This window comes from uncultured Xylophilus sp. (assembly GCA_913776965.1).
Lineage (GTDB): Bacteria > Pseudomonadota > Gammaproteobacteria > Burkholderiales > Burkholderiaceae_C > Xylophilus.
Genome location: CAJYQL010000001.1, coordinates 1 through 16,146, shown reverse-complemented (window position 1 = coordinate 16,146; position 16,146 = coordinate 1). Strand labels below are relative to the sequence as shown.

Below are 16,146 nucleotides of genomic sequence, written 5' to 3'. Positions count from 1 at the left end.
TTCTCCTACAGGCGATCCCGCCGCCCGTCGACACAGGAGACCCCATGCCCACCGCCGCCCCGCATGCCGCACTGGACACCGACACCTTCATGCCTTTCATGCGCGACGTCTCGCGCTGCGAGCAGTCGCTGCACGAGCTCAACATGATGTGGCGGATCATCGAGTCGTCGGCTAAGATGAACTGCCCGACCGAGGCCAAGACCATCCTGCCGACGATGGCCGCGACCCGCAGCGGCTTCGCCCGGCTGGAGGAGGAGCTGGTGCAGAGCCTGGTGCAGGAAAAGGTGCGCAACGTGATGGCCGGGATCGGCACTCAGGCGCAGTACGTGATCGACATCGTGGTGCGCAACCTGTTCGAGCGCACCGCCGACGTCGGCTTCCTCGCGACCGACCGGCTGCTGTGCGAATTCGTCGTGCGCTCTGGCGAGGCGCGCGACGACGACGCCAACGAGGAGGACCGCGCTGCCACCCGGCTGCGGTTGCGCGAATACCGCAGCAAGTACACGGTCTACGATGAGATCCTGCTGCTCGATACCGACGGCAACGTGCTGGTGCAGATCGATCCGACGACACCGCTGGAACACAGCAGCGACCCCCTGGTGCGCGAGACACTCGAGAGCGAAACCTACGTCGAGACCTTCCGCCGCACCGACCTGCGGCCGCACAAGGACCGTGCGCTGGTCTATTCGCGCCGCATGCACCATCCCGAGTCCGGCGCGGTGATCGGTGTGCTGTGCCTGTGCTTTCATTTCGAGGAGGAGATGCGCGGCATCTTCGGTTCCCACCGCGCCGGCGACGAGCGCTCGAACCTGCTGCTGCTCGACGGCGACAACCGCGTGATCTCGGCGGCCGACGAACTGTGGATACCGCCGGGCACGGTCGTGCCGGTGAACTCCGATGCCGAGCCGCGCACCCGGGTGTTCGGCGGGCGCGAATACCTGGTACGCACCTTCGCGTCGGACGGCTACCAGGGCTATCCGGGGCCGGTCGGGTGGCAGGGCCAGGTGATGATCCCGATCGACGTGGCGTTCCGAGGCACCGGCGGCGACACGCTGTCGACCCTCGCCCCGGCGATCGCCGAAGGCTTGCTGTCGCATGCCGAGTCGTTCTGCCCACCGCTGCACGACATCATGACCGCTGCCCGCACGATCCAGCGCATCGTCTGGAACGGCCAGGTGATGACCGCCGGCCAGCAGGGCGACATGCAGAAGCTCAAGACGGTGCTCGACCAGATCAGCGAGACCGGCAACCGCAGCAACGAGCTCTTCGCCCGCTCGATCCGCGACCTGTACCAGACGGTGCTGGCCTCGAGCCTGCGCGACGCCGCGTTCACTTCGCACCTGCTGGTGGACCTGCTGGACCGCAACCTCTATGAACGGTCGGACGACTGCCGCTGGTGGGCGCTGACGCCCGAGCTGCGGGCCGGGCTGGCCGCGGGCGACGCCGACAGCACCCGCCGGATCGCGGACATCCTGGACTACATAAATCGGCTCTACACCGTCTATACGCGGCTCTTCGTGTACGACCGGGACGGCCGGGTGGTGGCGAGCACCGGCGCCGCCTATCTAGGTGCGGCGGATGGCAGCGGCCTGCCGGTGGTGGGAAGCCAGCTGGACCCGGCGACGCTCGCGGCCGTGATGCAGCTGCGCACTGCGCAGGACTACCACGTCACGCCTTTCGAGCCCACGCCCCTCTACGACGGCCGGCCGACCTATGTCTACCACGCTGCGGTGCGCGATCTGGAGGATGCGTCGCAAGTCGTCGGCGGCATCGGCATCGTGTTCGACGCAGCGCCGGAATTCCGCAACATGCTGGCGGCCGGCCTGAACGGCAAGGAAAAGACCGCTGCGTTCTACGTGGACCGCGCGGGCCGCATCCTCTCGACCACCGACGACACCCGGCCGGTCGGCACGGTGCTGGAACTCGACGCCGACCTTCGGGCGTTGCCCCACGGCGAGAGTGCCGCCCGCATCACCCTGCACGACGGTCAGTACGCGATCGTCGCCTGCACCGTATCGGCCGGTTATCGCGAATTCAAGGTCACCGACGGCTACCAGGAGGACGTGATCGCCGTAGTGTTTCAGAGCTTTGGTGCGGTGCGCGCCACCTCGGCCGCGAGCGACCGCGCGGCGCTGCAGATCGAGCACGAAGCCGCACCCGCCGATGCCGCCGAATTCGCCACCTTCTTCTGCCGCGACGGCCTGTATGCGATCGGCGCGGAGCATGTGCTGGAGGCGGTCCCGTTCTCCGACGTGCGCCCCACCCCGCTGGGCGGCGGTACCGGCCGGATCGGCATCCTGGGACTGCAGCGCGCCGACATGCACCAGCGCTTCATGTGGGTCTACGACCTGGCCCAGCTGCTGGGCGCGGCGCCCACTGCGGTCACGCCCCACAGCCAGGTGCTGGTGGTGCGCCACGGCGCCCACACGCTCGGACTGCTGGTGGACGACCTGCATGCGGTGCCGCAGTTCGACCCCCGGCAGATCATCCGCACGCCGATCGCGTCGGAGGGGCAGTCGATGCTGATCACCGAGGTGATCAAGGCCAACCGCGGGGCCCTGCTGATCCAGTCGCTGGACGTGGAGCGGCTCTTCGCCTGGCTGATCGACGGCATCGCGCCGGTCGCCGGCGAGGCCGACCTGGAGGCGCTGGCCGCCTGAGCGGCAGGCGGTGGGCGCCGGCGACGCGCGCGCCGCCTCAGCGGGCGGCGAGGTAGCGCGACGGATCGACCGGCTTGCCCTGGCGGCGGATCTCGAAGTGCAGCTTGACGCGGTCGGCATCGCTGCTGCCCATCTCGGCGATCTTCTGGCCTTTCTTGACCGTCTGGTCTTCCTTCACCAGCAGCGACTGGTTGTGGGCGTAGGCGGTCAGGTAAGTGTTGTTGTGCTTCAGGATGACCAGGTTGCCGTAGCCGCGCAGGCCGGCACCGGCATACACCACCCGTCCATCGGCCGCGGCGACGACCGGGTCGCCTGCCTTGCCGCCGATGTCGTAGCCCTTGTTCTTCGCCTCGTCGAAGCTCGCGATCAGCACGCCCGACGCCGGCCAGATGAAGGCGATCTCTTCCTCGCCCCCGCCGCCCGACGGCATCGGACGCACGGTGCTGGCCGGGGTGGCGGGCGGCAGCGGCGTCGGGGTGACGGTGGACGGGGCGGCCGGATCGGTCGGCTTGGCCGGTGCGGTCTGCGCGACCTGGGCTGAGGGCGGTGCCACGCGCAGCACCTGTCCGACTTCGATCAGGTCGGGATTGGCAAGCTCGTTCCAGCGGATGATGTCGCGCCAGTTCTGGCCGGTTTCCTGACCGATGCGGCGCACCGTGTCGCCGGGCTTGACGGTGTAGTAGCCGGGCTTGCCGGCATTCTCGGCACCCGGCAGCCGAACCGGCGGCGCGAAAGGCGGCGTCGCGGTGGACGGCGGCGGGAAGGAACCCGCGCCGATGCCCCGGTCCTCGACCGGTGGCGCCCGGCGTGGGGTGTCCGGCGCGGTGTTGCACCCCGCCAGCATCGCGGTGGCCGCGGCGAGCGCGCCCGTTCCGATCCACATCCGTCCACGCGGTCCCAGCATACGCATCCCTTCCAGATCAGGCCGTTTTTCAGGCAATCCCGGATTTTAGGGGGACAAAGTGAACGTCTTCGAGCACCGTCTGCTGCAGGCCCTGTGCAGAGCGGTCGATCACCACCAGCGCCTGACGGCCGCCCACCATGACCGTTGGCGCCACGAGACGGCCGCCCACGGCGAGTTGCTCGCACCATGCCGACGGCACCTCCTCCCCGCCGGCGGCCGCGATAATGCCGGCGTACGGCGCCCCGCGCGCATAGCCGGCCATGCCGTCGCCGAACAGCAGGTGCAGGTTGGCGATGCGGAACGGCCGCAGGTTGGCCTGGGCTTTCTCGTGCAGGCCGCGCAGCCGCTCGATGCTGTAGACCTCGCGTGCCAGCTGTGCGAGCAGCGCGGCCTGGTAGCCGCAGCCGGTGCCGATCTCCAGCACCCGCGCTGGCATGCCGCCCTGGCGCACGATGTCGGCGCCGAGCAGCAGTTCGGCCATGCGGGCGACGACGCTGGGCTTGGAGATGGTCTGGCCCCAGCCGATCGGCAGGCTGGTGTCCTCGTAGGCCTGGTTGGCGAGCCCCGAATCGACGAAGCGGTGGCGCTCGACCCGGCCGAGCGCCTGCAGGACGGCATCGGACCGGATGCCCTGCGCCTCCAGCTTCTGCACCATCCGCATCCGCACCGCCTGCGAATCGAGCCCGTGACCGGCGGGGCGGTCCAGCGGCACCTTGTTTTGCGATGGTTTTTGGCCTCCAGCGCCCGCTCCGCCTGCGTAACCAGCTATCTTTTTAGGAGTTTCCGGCAACGCAGGAGCAGTGCCTGCCGGCGCGAGACGTGCTGGAAAACGCGGCCGGGCGCGCTCGCCTGCAGGATCGGACGGACGGCCAGGCGTCTTCACTATCGGTCGTGCAGTGTCAGGCCGGCGCCCGGATCACGCCCTCGTCGGGGTCGCGGTCGGCATCGGGTGCCAGCGCGCCGCCCAGCCGGGTCGCGGTCTCGACCCAGTAACCGAGGTTGTCGTGGTCGGTCAGGTCGACCTTCAGCGGGGTGATTGCGACGTGGCCCTGGGCCGTCGCGTGAAAGTCGGTGCCTTCGGCATCGTCCTTCGCCAAGCCCGCGCCGCCGATCCAGTACATCGTCTCGCCCCGCGGGCTTTCCTGGGTGATGACCCGCTCCGCAGCATGGCGGCGGCCGAGCCGGCAGAGCCGCACCGGCTTCAGCGCCGCGAGCGGCCGGTTGGGAATATTGACGTTCAGCAGCCAGGGCGCGCTGCCGACCTGCGCGTCGGCGACCAGCTGCGCGACGATCTCGCGGGCCTTCTGCGCGGCGGCCTCCAGCTCGCTCCAGCCCTTCTCGACCTGCGAGAAAGCGATCGCCGGGATGCCGAACAGAAAACCCTCCATCGCGGCGCCGACGGTGCCGGAATAAATGGTGTCGTCGCCCATGTTGGCGCCGTTGTTGATGCCCGAGACGACCAAGTCCGGCCGGTAGCCCAGCAGCCCGGTGAGGGCGATGTGCATGCAGTCGGCCGGCGTGCCGTTGATATAGCGGAAGCCGTTGGATGCGCGGTGCACGTACAGCGGCGCATTCAGCGTCAGCGCGTTGGACTTGGCGCTGTTGTTGTGCTCGGGCGCCACCACCTCGACCTCCGCCAGGTCCTGCAGCGCCGCATGCAGCGCCACGATGCCGGGCGCCTGGAAACCGTCGTCGTTGGAAATCAGGATCTTCATGGAGCAATCGGAAGTGCAACGGATTGTAGGCGGCGGACCGAAAAAAGCCGGGCGGCGACCCGGTCGCCGGAGGGACAAAAGCCCGATCCGCCCGCTCCTATGATGCGCCGCGCCGACACACACAACGAAAGAGACGCCATGCAAGCCTGGATATGCGATACCCCCACCGGCGTGGAAGACCTGCGATGGAAGTCGCTGCCGCCGCCCTCCCCCGGCGCCGGCGAGGTGCGGGTCGCCATCCGTGCCGCGAGCCTGAATTTCCCGGATCTGCTGATCGTGCAGGGCAAGTACCAGATGAAGCCGGCCACACCGTTCGTGCCCGGTTCGGAATTCGCCGGCGTCGTGGAGGCGGTCGGCGAGGGCGTCACGCATCTGCGGGTCGGCGACAGCGTCGCCTGCCTGCAGGGCACCGGCGGCTTCGCGACGCACGTCCTCGCCGATGCGGCCCGCTGCATTCCGCTGCCGGAAGGTTTCCCGTACGTCGATGCGGCCGCCTTCATCATGACCTACGGCACGTCGCACCACGCCCTGATCGACCGCGGCCAGCTGCAGCCGGGCGAGACGCTGCTGGTGCTGGGCGCGGCCGGCGGGGTCGGCACGGCGGCGATCCAGATCGCCAAGGCCGCCGGCGCGCGGGTGATCGCCGCCGCGTCGTCCGCGGAGAAATGCGCGGTCTGCAGCAGCCTCGGCGCCGACGCCACCATCGACTACGGCACGCAGGACCTGCGGACGGCGCTGAAGGACCTGACCGGCGGCAAGGGCCCGGACGTGGTCTACGACCCGGTGGGCGGCGACCTGGCGGAGCCGGCTTTCCGCTCGATCGCCTGGCGCGGCCGCTACCTGGTGATCGGCTTCGCGGCGGGACCCATCCCGGCGCTGCCCTTCAATTTGCCCCTGCTGAAGGGCGCTTCGGTGGTCGGGGTGTTCTGGGGCGGCTACGTGCAGAAGGAGCCGAAGGCCAACGCCGCGATGTTCCGCGAACTGATGCAGTGGTACGCGGAAGGCCGGATCCGCCCGGTGATCGACGGCACCCTGCCGATGTCCGCCCTGCCCGAGGCATATGCCCGGATGGGCTCGCGCGAGGTGAAGGGCAAACTGGTGATGGTCAACGACGCTGCGGCGGGCTGAACGGCAGCGGCCCGGTCGCGGCTGCGCGACCGAGCTCTAGGAGGCGAGCCGCGCAAGTAGCACCTCCGGCCGCAGCGGCCGGGCGAAGTGGTAGCCCTGCGCATAGGTGCAGTGCAGGTGCCGCAGCCGCTGCGCGATCGGCTCGGTCTCGACGCCTTCGGCCAGCACGTCGAGGCCGAGGCTGCGGGCCAGCGAGATGATGCCGCGCACGATCGCGGCGTTGTCCGGGTCGTCGATCAGGTCGCGGACGAAGGACTGGTCGATCTTGATCTTGTCGAACTTGAAGCGCCGCAGGTAGGCGAAGCTGGAATAGCCGGTGCCGAAGTCGTCGATCGACAGTTTCACGCCCAGGGCCTGCAACTGGCGCAGCGTGCTGGTGACCGCCTCGCCGTCGTGCAGCAGCACGCTTTCGGTCAGCTCCAGTTCCAGGTGGCCCGGCGGGATGCCGGACTCGACCAGCGCGTTTTCCACCTGCTCCAGCACCACGCCCCGCTGGAACTGCCGGGCCGACAGATTCACCGCCATGATCAGGTGGCCGTGGCCCGCGTCGTGCAGCGCCCGCAGCTGGCGGGCAGCGGTCCGCAGCACCCAGCCGCCGAGCGTCTCGATCATGCCGCTCTCTTCGGCCAGCGGGATGAAGACGTTGGGCGGCACCGTGCCGTGCTGCGGGTCGTCCCAGCGGCAGAGGGCCTCCACGCCGACGATGCGCCGGCTGGCCAGCTCGACGAGCGGCTGGTACTCGAGCCGCAGACCGTCGGTGGCCAGCGCATGGCGCAGCGCGGATTCGAGCCGCAGCCGCTCCAGCGACGCCTCGGTCATCGCCGCCATCGCGAATTCGTAGTCGCCTCGGCCGCCGCGCTTGGCGGCGTGCAAAGCGCTGTCGGCACGGCCGAACAGCGTGTCGAAATCCTCGCCGTCGGCCGGGAACAGCGCGATGCCGATCGAGATCGACACGTTGATCGGCATGCCCGCCAGCACGACCGGCTCGCTGACCGCGCGCATCAGGTTGCGCGCCCCGTGCGCGGCTTCGGCGGTATGGCGCAGGCCCGGCAGCATCACCAGGAACTCGTCGCCGCCGAGCCGCCCGACCACTGCATGCGGGCCGGCCGCCAGGCGCAGCCGATCGCCCACGGTGCGCAGAAGCTGATCTCCCGCGCCATGGCCGAGCGAGTCGTTGAGCACCTTGAAGTTGTCCACGTCCACCACCATGACGGCCGCCTGCTCGTCCTGGGACCGGGCGCGGGCAAGTTCGGTGGACGTGTGCAGCGATACCTGGTGACGGTTCGCCAGACCGGTAACCGGGTCCAGCGTAGACAAGGTCGCGATCCGTTCCTCCGCCGCCTTGCTGGAACTCAGGTCCGACAGCGCCGCGATGTAGTGGGTGATCGCACCGGAACCTTCGGCGCGCAGCACCGACAGGCTGAGGCGCTGCGGGAACACCTGGCCGTCGCTGCGGCGGTTCCAGACCTCCCCGCTCCACTGGTCCTGGCTCTCCAGCAATTCCCAGATGGCGCGGTTCAGCGCCTCGTCCTGCTGGCCGGCCGTCAGTGCCATCGGGTCCTGCGCGAGCGCCTCGGCCTGGGTATGACCGGTGATCGCACAGAAGGCGGCGTTCACCATCACCACGCGATGCTCGGCATCGGCGACCAGGATGCCGTCGGTGCTCTGGTCGAGCACCCGGCCGGCCAGTTGCAAGCGGGCATCGGCACTGCGGAGCGCGGTGACGTCGCGCCGCATCACCAGCATGTGTTGCCGGCCGCCCGACGCATCGAATCGAGGCACGCACGTCACCTCGTGCACGCGCGGGCCGCGCACCGCATCGTGGACAGTCTCCTCGCAACGCAGCAGATGTCCGTCGCGCCATACTGCTTCGACGAACCGCGCAGAGGCCTCAATCGCCGAAACTGCCGAGTCGTCGTTCGAGGGCGTATGGCCCGTCACGCGCAAGGCCCCGACCGCGGCGGGACCGGCGGCGAGCCATTCGCCGTCACCATCGGTCAGATAGACCTGATCGGGTACATGCGCGAGCACCGTTTCCAGCAGGTCGTCCCGCTGTGCCAGTTGCCGACGCAGATCGGCAACCAGGGAGTGCAGGCCGCTGACGATCGCGGGCAGCGGAGGGGCGACGGAAGGACCGGCGCCCGAGGTATCCGACAGGCTCCGCAGGGTGCGCGCTTCGGAGTCACCAGGACGACCCAGAATGTCGCTAGGAGCCAACGCATCGCGCAGGGGCCAGGAAGGGCTCATGTCAGCAGCATTCTTGTCCCGCAGACGGCGTCGCGTCGGGGATTTCCAAGAGTTTCCGCACGGGGATGCAAAGGATTGAAGAGCGTGACGAATTATAGAAGTCACACTTCGTTGCAACGCTCTCGAAGTCCTGTGTTTAGCGAATCTCAGGTGCGGCCGTAGGCATCGTCGAACCGGACGATGTCGTCCTCTTCCAGGTAGGACCCTGACTGCACCTCGATCAACTCCAGCGGAATACGGCCCGGATTTTCGAGCGAATGCACCACGCCGACTGGGATGTAGGTCGACTGGTTCTCCGTCAACAGAATGTCCTGGTCGCCCAGGCGGACCTTCGCAGTGCCCGACACCACGATCCAGTGCTCGGAGCGGTGGTGGTGCATCTGCACCGACAGCTTCTGCCCGGGGCGCACCGTGATGCGCTTGACCTGGTAGCGCTCCGCCCGGTCGATCGCGTCGTAGGTGCCCCAGGGGCGGTAGACCTTCCTATGTACGACTGCCTCGCTCCGGCCGTCGGCCGACAGCCGGTCGACCACCTTCTTCACGTCCTGCACCCGGTCCTTGGCGGCGACCAGCACCGCATCCGCCGTCTCAACGACCACCAGGTTCTCGACCCCGACCACCGACACCAGCCGGTGCTCGGCATGGACGTAGTTGCCCTGCGCGCCCTGGGCGATCACGTCGCCGCGCAGCACATTGCCGTCGGCGTCGCGAGGAGCGACCTGCCAGACCGAATTCCATGCACCGACATCGCTCCAGCCGGCGTCGAGCGGCACCACCTGGACCCGGTCCGAATGCTCCATGACGGCGTAGTCGATCGACTCCGACGGCGACGCAGCGAAAGCGTCGGCATCGAGCCGCAGGAAATCCAGGTCGGCCTTCGCGTACTCGACCGCCGCCCGGGCGGCCGCAGCGATCGCGGGCCGGAAGCGCTCCAATTCCGCCAGGATCGCCGACGCGCGGAACAGGAACATGCCGCTGTTCCAGAGATACCGACCCTCGGCCAGGTACCGTCGGGCGGTAGCGAGGTCAGGCTTCTCCACGAAAGCTTCGACCTGCGAAGGCTTTCCTTCGACCGCCCGTCCGGCGACGCGTAAATAGCCATAACCGGTTTCCGGCGCCGTCGGCACGATGCCGAACGTGACCAGCGCCCCCTGCTCCGCCGCGGGCACGCCGGCAGCGATTGCCCGGTGGAAGGCGGCGACATCGGCGATCACATGATCGGCGGCGAGCACCAGCAGCAGCGGGTCGGCGCCGTCGCGCAGAGCCGCGGCGGCCGCGGCGCCGATGGCTGCGGCGGTATTACGGCCAGCAGGTTCCAAAAGCAACGCGCCCGGGACGACCCCTGCCGCACGGGCCTGTTCCGCCAGGATGAAACGATGGGCCTCGTTCCCGACGACGATCGGCGCCGCCACCTCCGCCCCGGTCAGTCCGTGCAGACGGTCCAGCGTCAACTGGAAAAGGGTGCGGGTTTCGGTCACTCCCAGGAACTGCTTGGGATGCTGCGCCCGCGACAGCGGCCAGAGCCGGCTGCCACTGCCGCCCGACAGGATGACCGGAACCAGAACGTGTGCCATGCGAGAGGGGCGGCCAGGCCGCGCAGGAGTGAGGAAGCGCGCCGATTATCGACCGCGCGCTGGCAGACAATCGGACGATGGACCGACGCCTCCTGCTCCGCCTGGCCTTTGCCGCTGCCACCGGGAGCCTGCCGGTCCGCTGGGCCCGGTCGGCCGCATCGCTGCGCGCCGACCCGTTCGCCTGCGGAGTCGCCAGCGGTGCGCCGGACGATCGCAGTGTCGTGTTGTGGACCCGTGTGGCGAACGTATCGCTGCCCAGCCCGGACGCTACCGCCGCCGTCCGCTGGGAAATCGCCGACGATGTCCAGTTCCGACGGATCGTCCGTGCCGGCGTGGCCGCAGCCGTCCCCGCGCTCGGCCATGCCGTGCATGTGGAGGCCGGCGGCCTTGCCGCGGATCGGTGGTATTTCTACCGCTTCCACCTGGGCGACGCGACGAGCCCGGTCGGCCGCACCCGCACGTTCCCCGCGCCGGACGTGATGGCGGCACGGCTGCGATTCGCTTTCGCATCCTGCCAGCGCTGGGAGCACGGCTACTACGCGGCGTGGCGGCATGTGGCCGACGAGCATCCCGACCTGGTGGTGTTCCTCGGCGACTACATCTACGAATACGCCAGCCCTCGCAAGCCCGACCCCAGCATTGTGCGCAGCCATACGCTGCACTACGCCACGACGCTCGCCGACTACCGGGACCGCTACGCGCTCTACAAGAGCGACCCGGATCTCCAGCGCGCGCACCGCGCCTGTCCCTGGATCGCGACCTGGGACGACCACGAAGTCCAGAACGACTACGCCGGCGACGTCGGCCAGGCAGAAACGCCGGGGGCGTTCCTCATGCAGCGCAGCGCGGCCTACCAGGCGTTCTACGAAAACATGCCGTTGCGCACGTCCGCCCTAGTCCGCGGATTGGCGGGCCTGGGTCAGCCCGATGGCGTTCGCGTCCACAGTCGCTACGCCTTCGGCCGGCTGGCGCAGTTTCACCTACTCGACACCCGGCAGTACCGGGATGTGCAGGCCTGCCGCGACATGCGCAAGAGCAGCAGCGGCGCCGTGCGCGCCGACGCCTGCGCAGCGTTGAGTGATCCGACACGCACCCTGCTGGGCACCGGCCAGGAGCAATGGCTCGATGCCGGCCTGCAAGCGGATGCCGCGGGCGGCCGCACCCGATGGAGCGTGATCGCCCAGCAGACCCTGTTCTCGTCGCGGAACTACGGAGCGGATGGTGGCCCTGTGCCGACCGACGGCTGGGACGGATACCCGGCCGGGCGCGACCGTCTGCTCGCGTCGCTGCAGCGCAACCAGCCGGCGAACACGGTTTTCATCGGCGGCGACATCCACCAGAACTTCGTCTGCGACGTGCATGCCGACGTCGCCCATGCCACCGGCCCCCGGGTGGCGACCGAGTTCTGCGGGACGTCCATCACGTCGCTCTCGGGAGCTTCGCAGGAACGGCTCGATGCGCTGGTCCGCCGCAACCTGCACATCCATTTGGCCATCAGTGAAAAGCGGGGCTACGGTTGGGTGGAGGTAACGCCGGCGCGATGGGACACCACGCTCCGCGTGGTAGACGATGCCAGGCAGGCGGACAGCGACATCACGAACCTCGCCCGGTTCAGGGTGGACGACGGCATTCCAGGAGCGACGCCCATCTCGTGAGTGCCATGTCCGCATTGAACCTAGTGTGTACCAGGTAGGACCCGATAATCCATCGTGGCCATCCCCCAATCATTCATCCAGGAACTGCTGGCCCGCACCGACGTGGTGGACGTGGTCGGCAAGCATGTGCAGCTGAAGAAGGGCGGCGCCAACTTCATGGGGTTGTGTCCCTTCCACGACGAGAAATCGCCTTCCTTCTCGGTCAGCCCTGCCAAGCAGTTCTATCACTGCTTCGGATGCGGGGCGAGCGGCGATGCGATCAAATTCCTGACGGCCTATACAGGTGCCACCTTCGTAGAAGCGGTGCACGATCTGGCGCAGCAGAACGGCATGCAGGTTCCCGAGGACAATGCCTCGGCCGAAGACCGGGCGCGCGCCGCCGCTCAGCGGCAGAAGCAGGTCACGCTGCACGACGTGCTGGACAAGGCCGGCGAGGCCTATCGCCGCCACCTTAAGAGTTCTCCTCGGGCCGTGGAATACCTCAAGGGCCGCGGTCTGTCGGGCGACATCGCGAAACGCTTCGGCCTGGGCTATGCGCCTGAAGGGTGGCGTGCGCTGGCGAGCGTGTTCCCGGCCTACGACGATCCGCTGCTGGTCGAAAGCGGCTTGGTGATCGCCGGCGAGGACGACGGCCATACGCCCGAGTCCGAACGCAAGCGCTACGACCGCTTTCGCGACCGGGTGATGTTCCCGATCCGCAACGTGAAGGGCGAATGCATCGGCTTCGGCGGCCGGGTGCTGGGCGACGAGAAGCCCAAGTACCTCAATTCGCCTGAAACCCCCGTGTTCAGCAAGGGCCGGGAGCTGTATGGGCTGTTCGAGGCGCGTGCCGCCCTCCGCGACAGCGGCCATGCCCTCGTGACCGAGGGCTACATGGATGTGGTGGCCCTTGCCCAGCTCGGTTTTCCGAACGCGGTGGCGACGCTCGGCACCGCATGCACCGCGGACCACGTGCAGAAGCTGTTCCGCTTCACCGACACGATCGTCTTCAGTTTCGACGGTGACGCCGCCGGCCGCCGGGCGGCCCGCAAGGCGCTGGACGCCGCCCTGCCCTTCGCGACCGATATTCGCGCGGTCAAGTTCCTGTTCCTGCCGCAGGAGCACGACCCTGACAGCTTCGTGCGGGCACACGGCCGCGACGCCTTCGCACAGTACGTGGCGGATGCCCTGCCGCTTAGCCGCTTCCTGCTGGAAGCGGCGCGCGACGGCTGCGACCTGGATACCGCTGAAGGACGGGCCCGCATGGCAAGCCAGGCCCGGCCGCTGTGGAATCTGCTGCCCGACGGCGCGCTCCGTCGACAGCTCGTCGGCGAGATCGCGGCGCAGGTGCAGCTCGACGCGCGCGAACTGACGGAGCTGTGGACCAGTGCGGCTGCGCAGGAGCGCCGGCCGCGGGCAGGACGGGACAGCGCATCCCCGTCCGGCCGGCGCAGCCGGGAGGCACCGCAGACCGGCGGCGATACCGAAGACGATGGCTGGCACAGCCATGAGCCGAGCTGGAACCGCGGTTTCGGCGACGGCGGGCGCGACGACCACTACGGCAGCACCCGCCGCGGTCCGCGCAGCGGCGGAAGCAGCCACCGCCTGCCGCCGGTGACCCGCGCCGACCATGCGGCGCGGCTGCTGCTGCTGCATGTCGAGGCGCTCGACTCCCTGTCCCACGAGGAGCGCGAGATGCTATGCGCCCTGCCCGCGCCGCACGGCGCGCTGTTCCTGTGGCTCGAAGGCCAGTTGCACGAGCACGGCGCCCAGCCGTGGGCTGCGCTGCGTGAAGGCCTGCGTGGCCACGAGGCCGAGGACCTCGCGACGCGGGTGCTGTCGGGCCCGCATGCCGAGGGCGAGGCCGATGCCCGGGAGCTGCGCGGCCTGCTGACGCGCATGCAGATCGAGCAGATCGAGGAGCAGGAGCGCATGGCGATCGCCGACGCCGGCGCGGATCCTGCCGCCCTGCAGCGCTACAAGGCGCTGCATGCGCGACTGCTCGCACTGCGTGCAACCCTGGTCCGGACCTCTTAACAGCTCTTGAAAATCGGCCCGTCGTTATAATGTACGGTTGCTGACGGCAAGAGCGACAGCAGTACCTCCGGACTTCCGGCCCACCGATGCCCCGCGCACGACCGGCCTTTCTCCACCGCAAGGGCTGCACTCCAAATGATCGCCCGACATCTTGCCGTCCGAGGATTCCTCCTCACCTGAAAGACATGACGACGGTGCCACCCGCGCACCCGTCCGATGTCTGCATCCCGCCGCGCCGACGCCGTGGCGCACCTGGTCTTTTCTTTGTGTTGTCGTCTTTTTGAATCCGAGGTCGTCATGCCTGCTCAAAAGCCCGCGAAGTCTGCCGAGTCCGCCACGCCTGCCAAGGCCGTCCTGAAAACCGCCGCCGCTGCGTCCAAGAAGACGCCGGCCAAGGCCGCCCCCGCCGCCCAGAAAGTGCCCGCCGTGTCCGACTCCCCGACCGCCAAGCCCAAAGCCACGAAGCCCTCCGCCAAGACCACCGCCAAGAAGACCGCAGCCGCCGTCGACGAACTGGCGACCGGCACCACGGCAGCCGCTGCCGCCGAGCCGAAGAAGAAGCCCGGCCGGCCGGCCAAGGCCGCGGCCGAGTCCAAGCCGGCCGCCAAGCGCGGTCGCAAGCCGAAGGCCGAGGCGGACGACGCCGGCGACGATGCCGACCTGTCGGACATCGAGTCCGACCTGGAAGGCGAAGTCGATGCCGAGCCGGCCGCGGCTGGCGGCGACGCTGCAGCGCCGGCCGAGAAGGTCAAGCCGCTGCGGATGAAGATCAGCAAGGCGAAGGAACGCGCGCTGATGAAGGAATTCGGGCTGGACGAGACCGTCCTGTCCGAAGAGGACATGGCCAAGCGCCGGTCGCGCCTGAAGACCCTGATCAAGCTGGGCAAGACCCGCGGCTACCTGACGCACGGCGAGATTTCCGATCACCTGCCCGACAAGCTGATCGACGCCGAGACGCTCGAGGTCGTGATCTCGATGCTCAACGACCTGGGCGTGGCCGTCTACGAACAGACGCCCGACGCCGAGACGCTGCTGGTCACCAACACCGCCCAGACCGCCTCGACCGAGGAAGAGGCCGAGGAAGCCGCCGAAGCCGCACTCTCCACCGTGGACAGCGAATTCGGCCGCACCACCGACCCGGTCCGCATGTACATGCGCGAGATGGGCACGGTCGAGCTGCTGACCCGCGAAGGCGAAATCGAGATCGCCAAGCGGATCGAAGGCGGCCTGATGGACATGATGGAGGCGATCTCCGCATCGCCCGCCACCATCGCCGCGATCCTGGCGATGGGCGAGGAAATCCGTGAGGGCAAGGTCGTCATCTCGACCATCGTCGACGGCTTCTCGAACCCCAACGAGGCCGACGACTACGTGGCCGAGGAAGACTTCGACGAGTTCGACGAGGAAGACGACGACGACGGCAAGGGCGGCTCCAAGGCGCTGACCAAGAAGCTGGAAGAACTCAAGCGCGAGGCGCTGTCGCGCTTCGACAAGCTGCGTTCGCTGTTCGAGCAGGTCCACGCGATCTACGACAAGGAAGGCTACGGCACGCCGGCCTATGTCGCGGCCCAGCACGAACTCAGCGAAGAGCTGATGACGATCCGCTTCACCGCCAAGACCATCGAGAAGCTGTGCGACATGGTGCGCGGCCAGGTCGAGGACGTGCGCAAAAAGGAGCGCGAACTGCGCCGCATCATCGTGGACAAGTGCGGCATGCCGCAGGAAACCTTCGTCAAGGAATTCCCGCCCAACCTGCTGAACCTGAAGTGGGTCGAGAAGCAGGCCTCGGCCGGCAAGCCCTGGAGCACGATCCTGCAGCGCAACATCCCGCCGGTGCAGGAACTGCAGCAGAAGCTGATCGACCTGCAGTCGCAGGTGGTGGTGCCGCTCACCCGCCTGAAGGAAATCAACAAGCGGATGAACGCGGGCGAGACCTCGTCGCGCGACGCGAAGAAGGAAATGATCGAGGCCAACCTGCGCCTCGTGATCTCCATCGCCAAGAAGTACACCAACCGCGGCCTGCAGTTCCTGGACCTGATCCAGGAAGGCAACATCGGCCTGATGAAGGCGGTGGACAAGTTCGAATACCGCCGCGGCTACAAGTTCTCGACCTATGCGACTTGGTGGATCCGCCAGGCCATCACCCGCTCGATCGCCGACCAGGCGCGCACCATCCGCATCCCGGTGCACATGATCGAGACGATCAACAAGATGAACCGCATCTCGCGCCAGCATCTGCAGGAGTTC

At 68.3% G+C, this 16,146-nt stretch carries 10 protein-coding genes; 5 read left to right on the top strand and 5 right to left on the bottom strand.

Annotated features, from left to right (window positions below; all coding sequences use genetic code 11):
- Window positions 1-44 precede the first annotated feature (44 nt).
- Window positions 45-2,660, top strand: a complete 2,616-nt coding sequence (locus QZ500_RS00050; RefSeq protein ID WP_295849358.1) for a chemotaxis protein CheW — start codon at window positions 45-47, stop codon at window positions 2,658-2,660.
- Between the two features lie 37 nt (window positions 2,661-2,697).
- Here QZ500_RS00050 and QZ500_RS00045 read toward each other — a convergent pair whose 3' ends face one another.
- The 3 genes from QZ500_RS00045 to surE all read right to left on the bottom strand — a co-directional run bounded on the left by QZ500_RS00045 (window position 2,698) and on the right by surE (window position 5,279).
- Window positions 2,698-3,543, bottom strand: coding sequence for a peptidoglycan DD-metalloendopeptidase family protein (locus tag QZ500_RS00045; RefSeq protein WP_295849356.1), 846 nt, complete (start codon window positions 3,541-3,543; stop codon window positions 2,698-2,700).
- Between the two features lie 49 nt (window positions 3,544-3,592).
- Window positions 3,593-4,270 (bottom strand): protein-L-isoaspartate(D-aspartate) O-methyltransferase, encoded by a 678-nt coding sequence (locus tag QZ500_RS00040; protein ID WP_295849448.1) that lies wholly within the window; start codon window positions 4,268-4,270, stop codon window positions 3,593-3,595.
- 193 nt (window positions 4,271-4,463) lie between these two features.
- Window positions 4,464-5,279 (bottom strand): 5'/3'-nucleotidase SurE, encoded by an 816-nt coding sequence (gene surE, locus QZ500_RS00035; RefSeq protein WP_295849352.1) that lies wholly within the window; start codon window positions 5,277-5,279, stop codon window positions 4,464-4,466.
- Window positions 5,280-5,417: 138 nt separating this feature from the next.
- Between surE and QZ500_RS00030 the strand changes: the two genes are divergently transcribed.
- Window positions 5,418-6,407: an NADPH:quinone oxidoreductase family protein gene (locus QZ500_RS00030; RefSeq protein ID WP_295849347.1), complete on the top strand. Its 990-nt coding sequence runs from the start codon at window positions 5,418-5,420 to the stop codon at window positions 6,405-6,407.
- Between the two features lie 36 nt (window positions 6,408-6,443).
- Here the strand turns inward: QZ500_RS00030 and QZ500_RS00025 are convergent, their stop codons facing one another.
- Together QZ500_RS00025 and QZ500_RS00020 are read right to left on the bottom strand one after the other, a co-directional pair.
- A complete protein-coding gene (locus QZ500_RS00025; RefSeq protein ID WP_295849346.1) occupies window positions 6,444-8,654 on the bottom strand; it encodes an EAL domain-containing protein in 2,211 nt (736 codons plus the stop codon).
- A 146-nt stretch (window positions 8,655-8,800) separates the two neighbouring features.
- Window positions 8,801-10,228 carry a mannose-1-phosphate guanylyltransferase/mannose-6-phosphate isomerase gene (locus tag QZ500_RS00020; RefSeq protein ID WP_295849342.1) on the bottom strand — a complete coding sequence of 476 codons (1,428 nt, stop codon included), beginning with the start codon at window positions 10,226-10,228 and terminating at the stop codon, window positions 8,801-8,803.
- A gap of 77 nt (window positions 10,229-10,305) precedes the next feature.
- On the opposite strand from QZ500_RS00020, the gene QZ500_RS00015 reads away from it, so the two are divergent.
- The 3 genes from QZ500_RS00015 to rpoD form a co-directional block, all read left to right on the top strand.
- On the top strand, window positions 10,306-11,883 hold the full coding sequence (locus tag QZ500_RS00015) for an alkaline phosphatase D family protein (RefSeq protein ID WP_295849340.1): 1,578 nt from the start codon (window positions 10,306-10,308) through the stop codon (window positions 11,881-11,883).
- Between the two features lie 54 nt (window positions 11,884-11,937).
- On the top strand, window positions 11,938-13,899 hold the full coding sequence (dnaG, locus tag QZ500_RS00010; RefSeq protein WP_295849336.1) for a DNA primase: 1,962 nt from the start codon (window positions 11,938-11,940) through the stop codon (window positions 13,897-13,899).
- Window positions 13,900-14,196: 297 nt separating this feature from the next.
- On the top strand, window positions 14,197-16,146 hold a 1,950-nt coding region (gene rpoD, locus QZ500_RS00005; protein WP_295849334.1), incomplete at its 3' end, for an RNA polymerase sigma factor RpoD.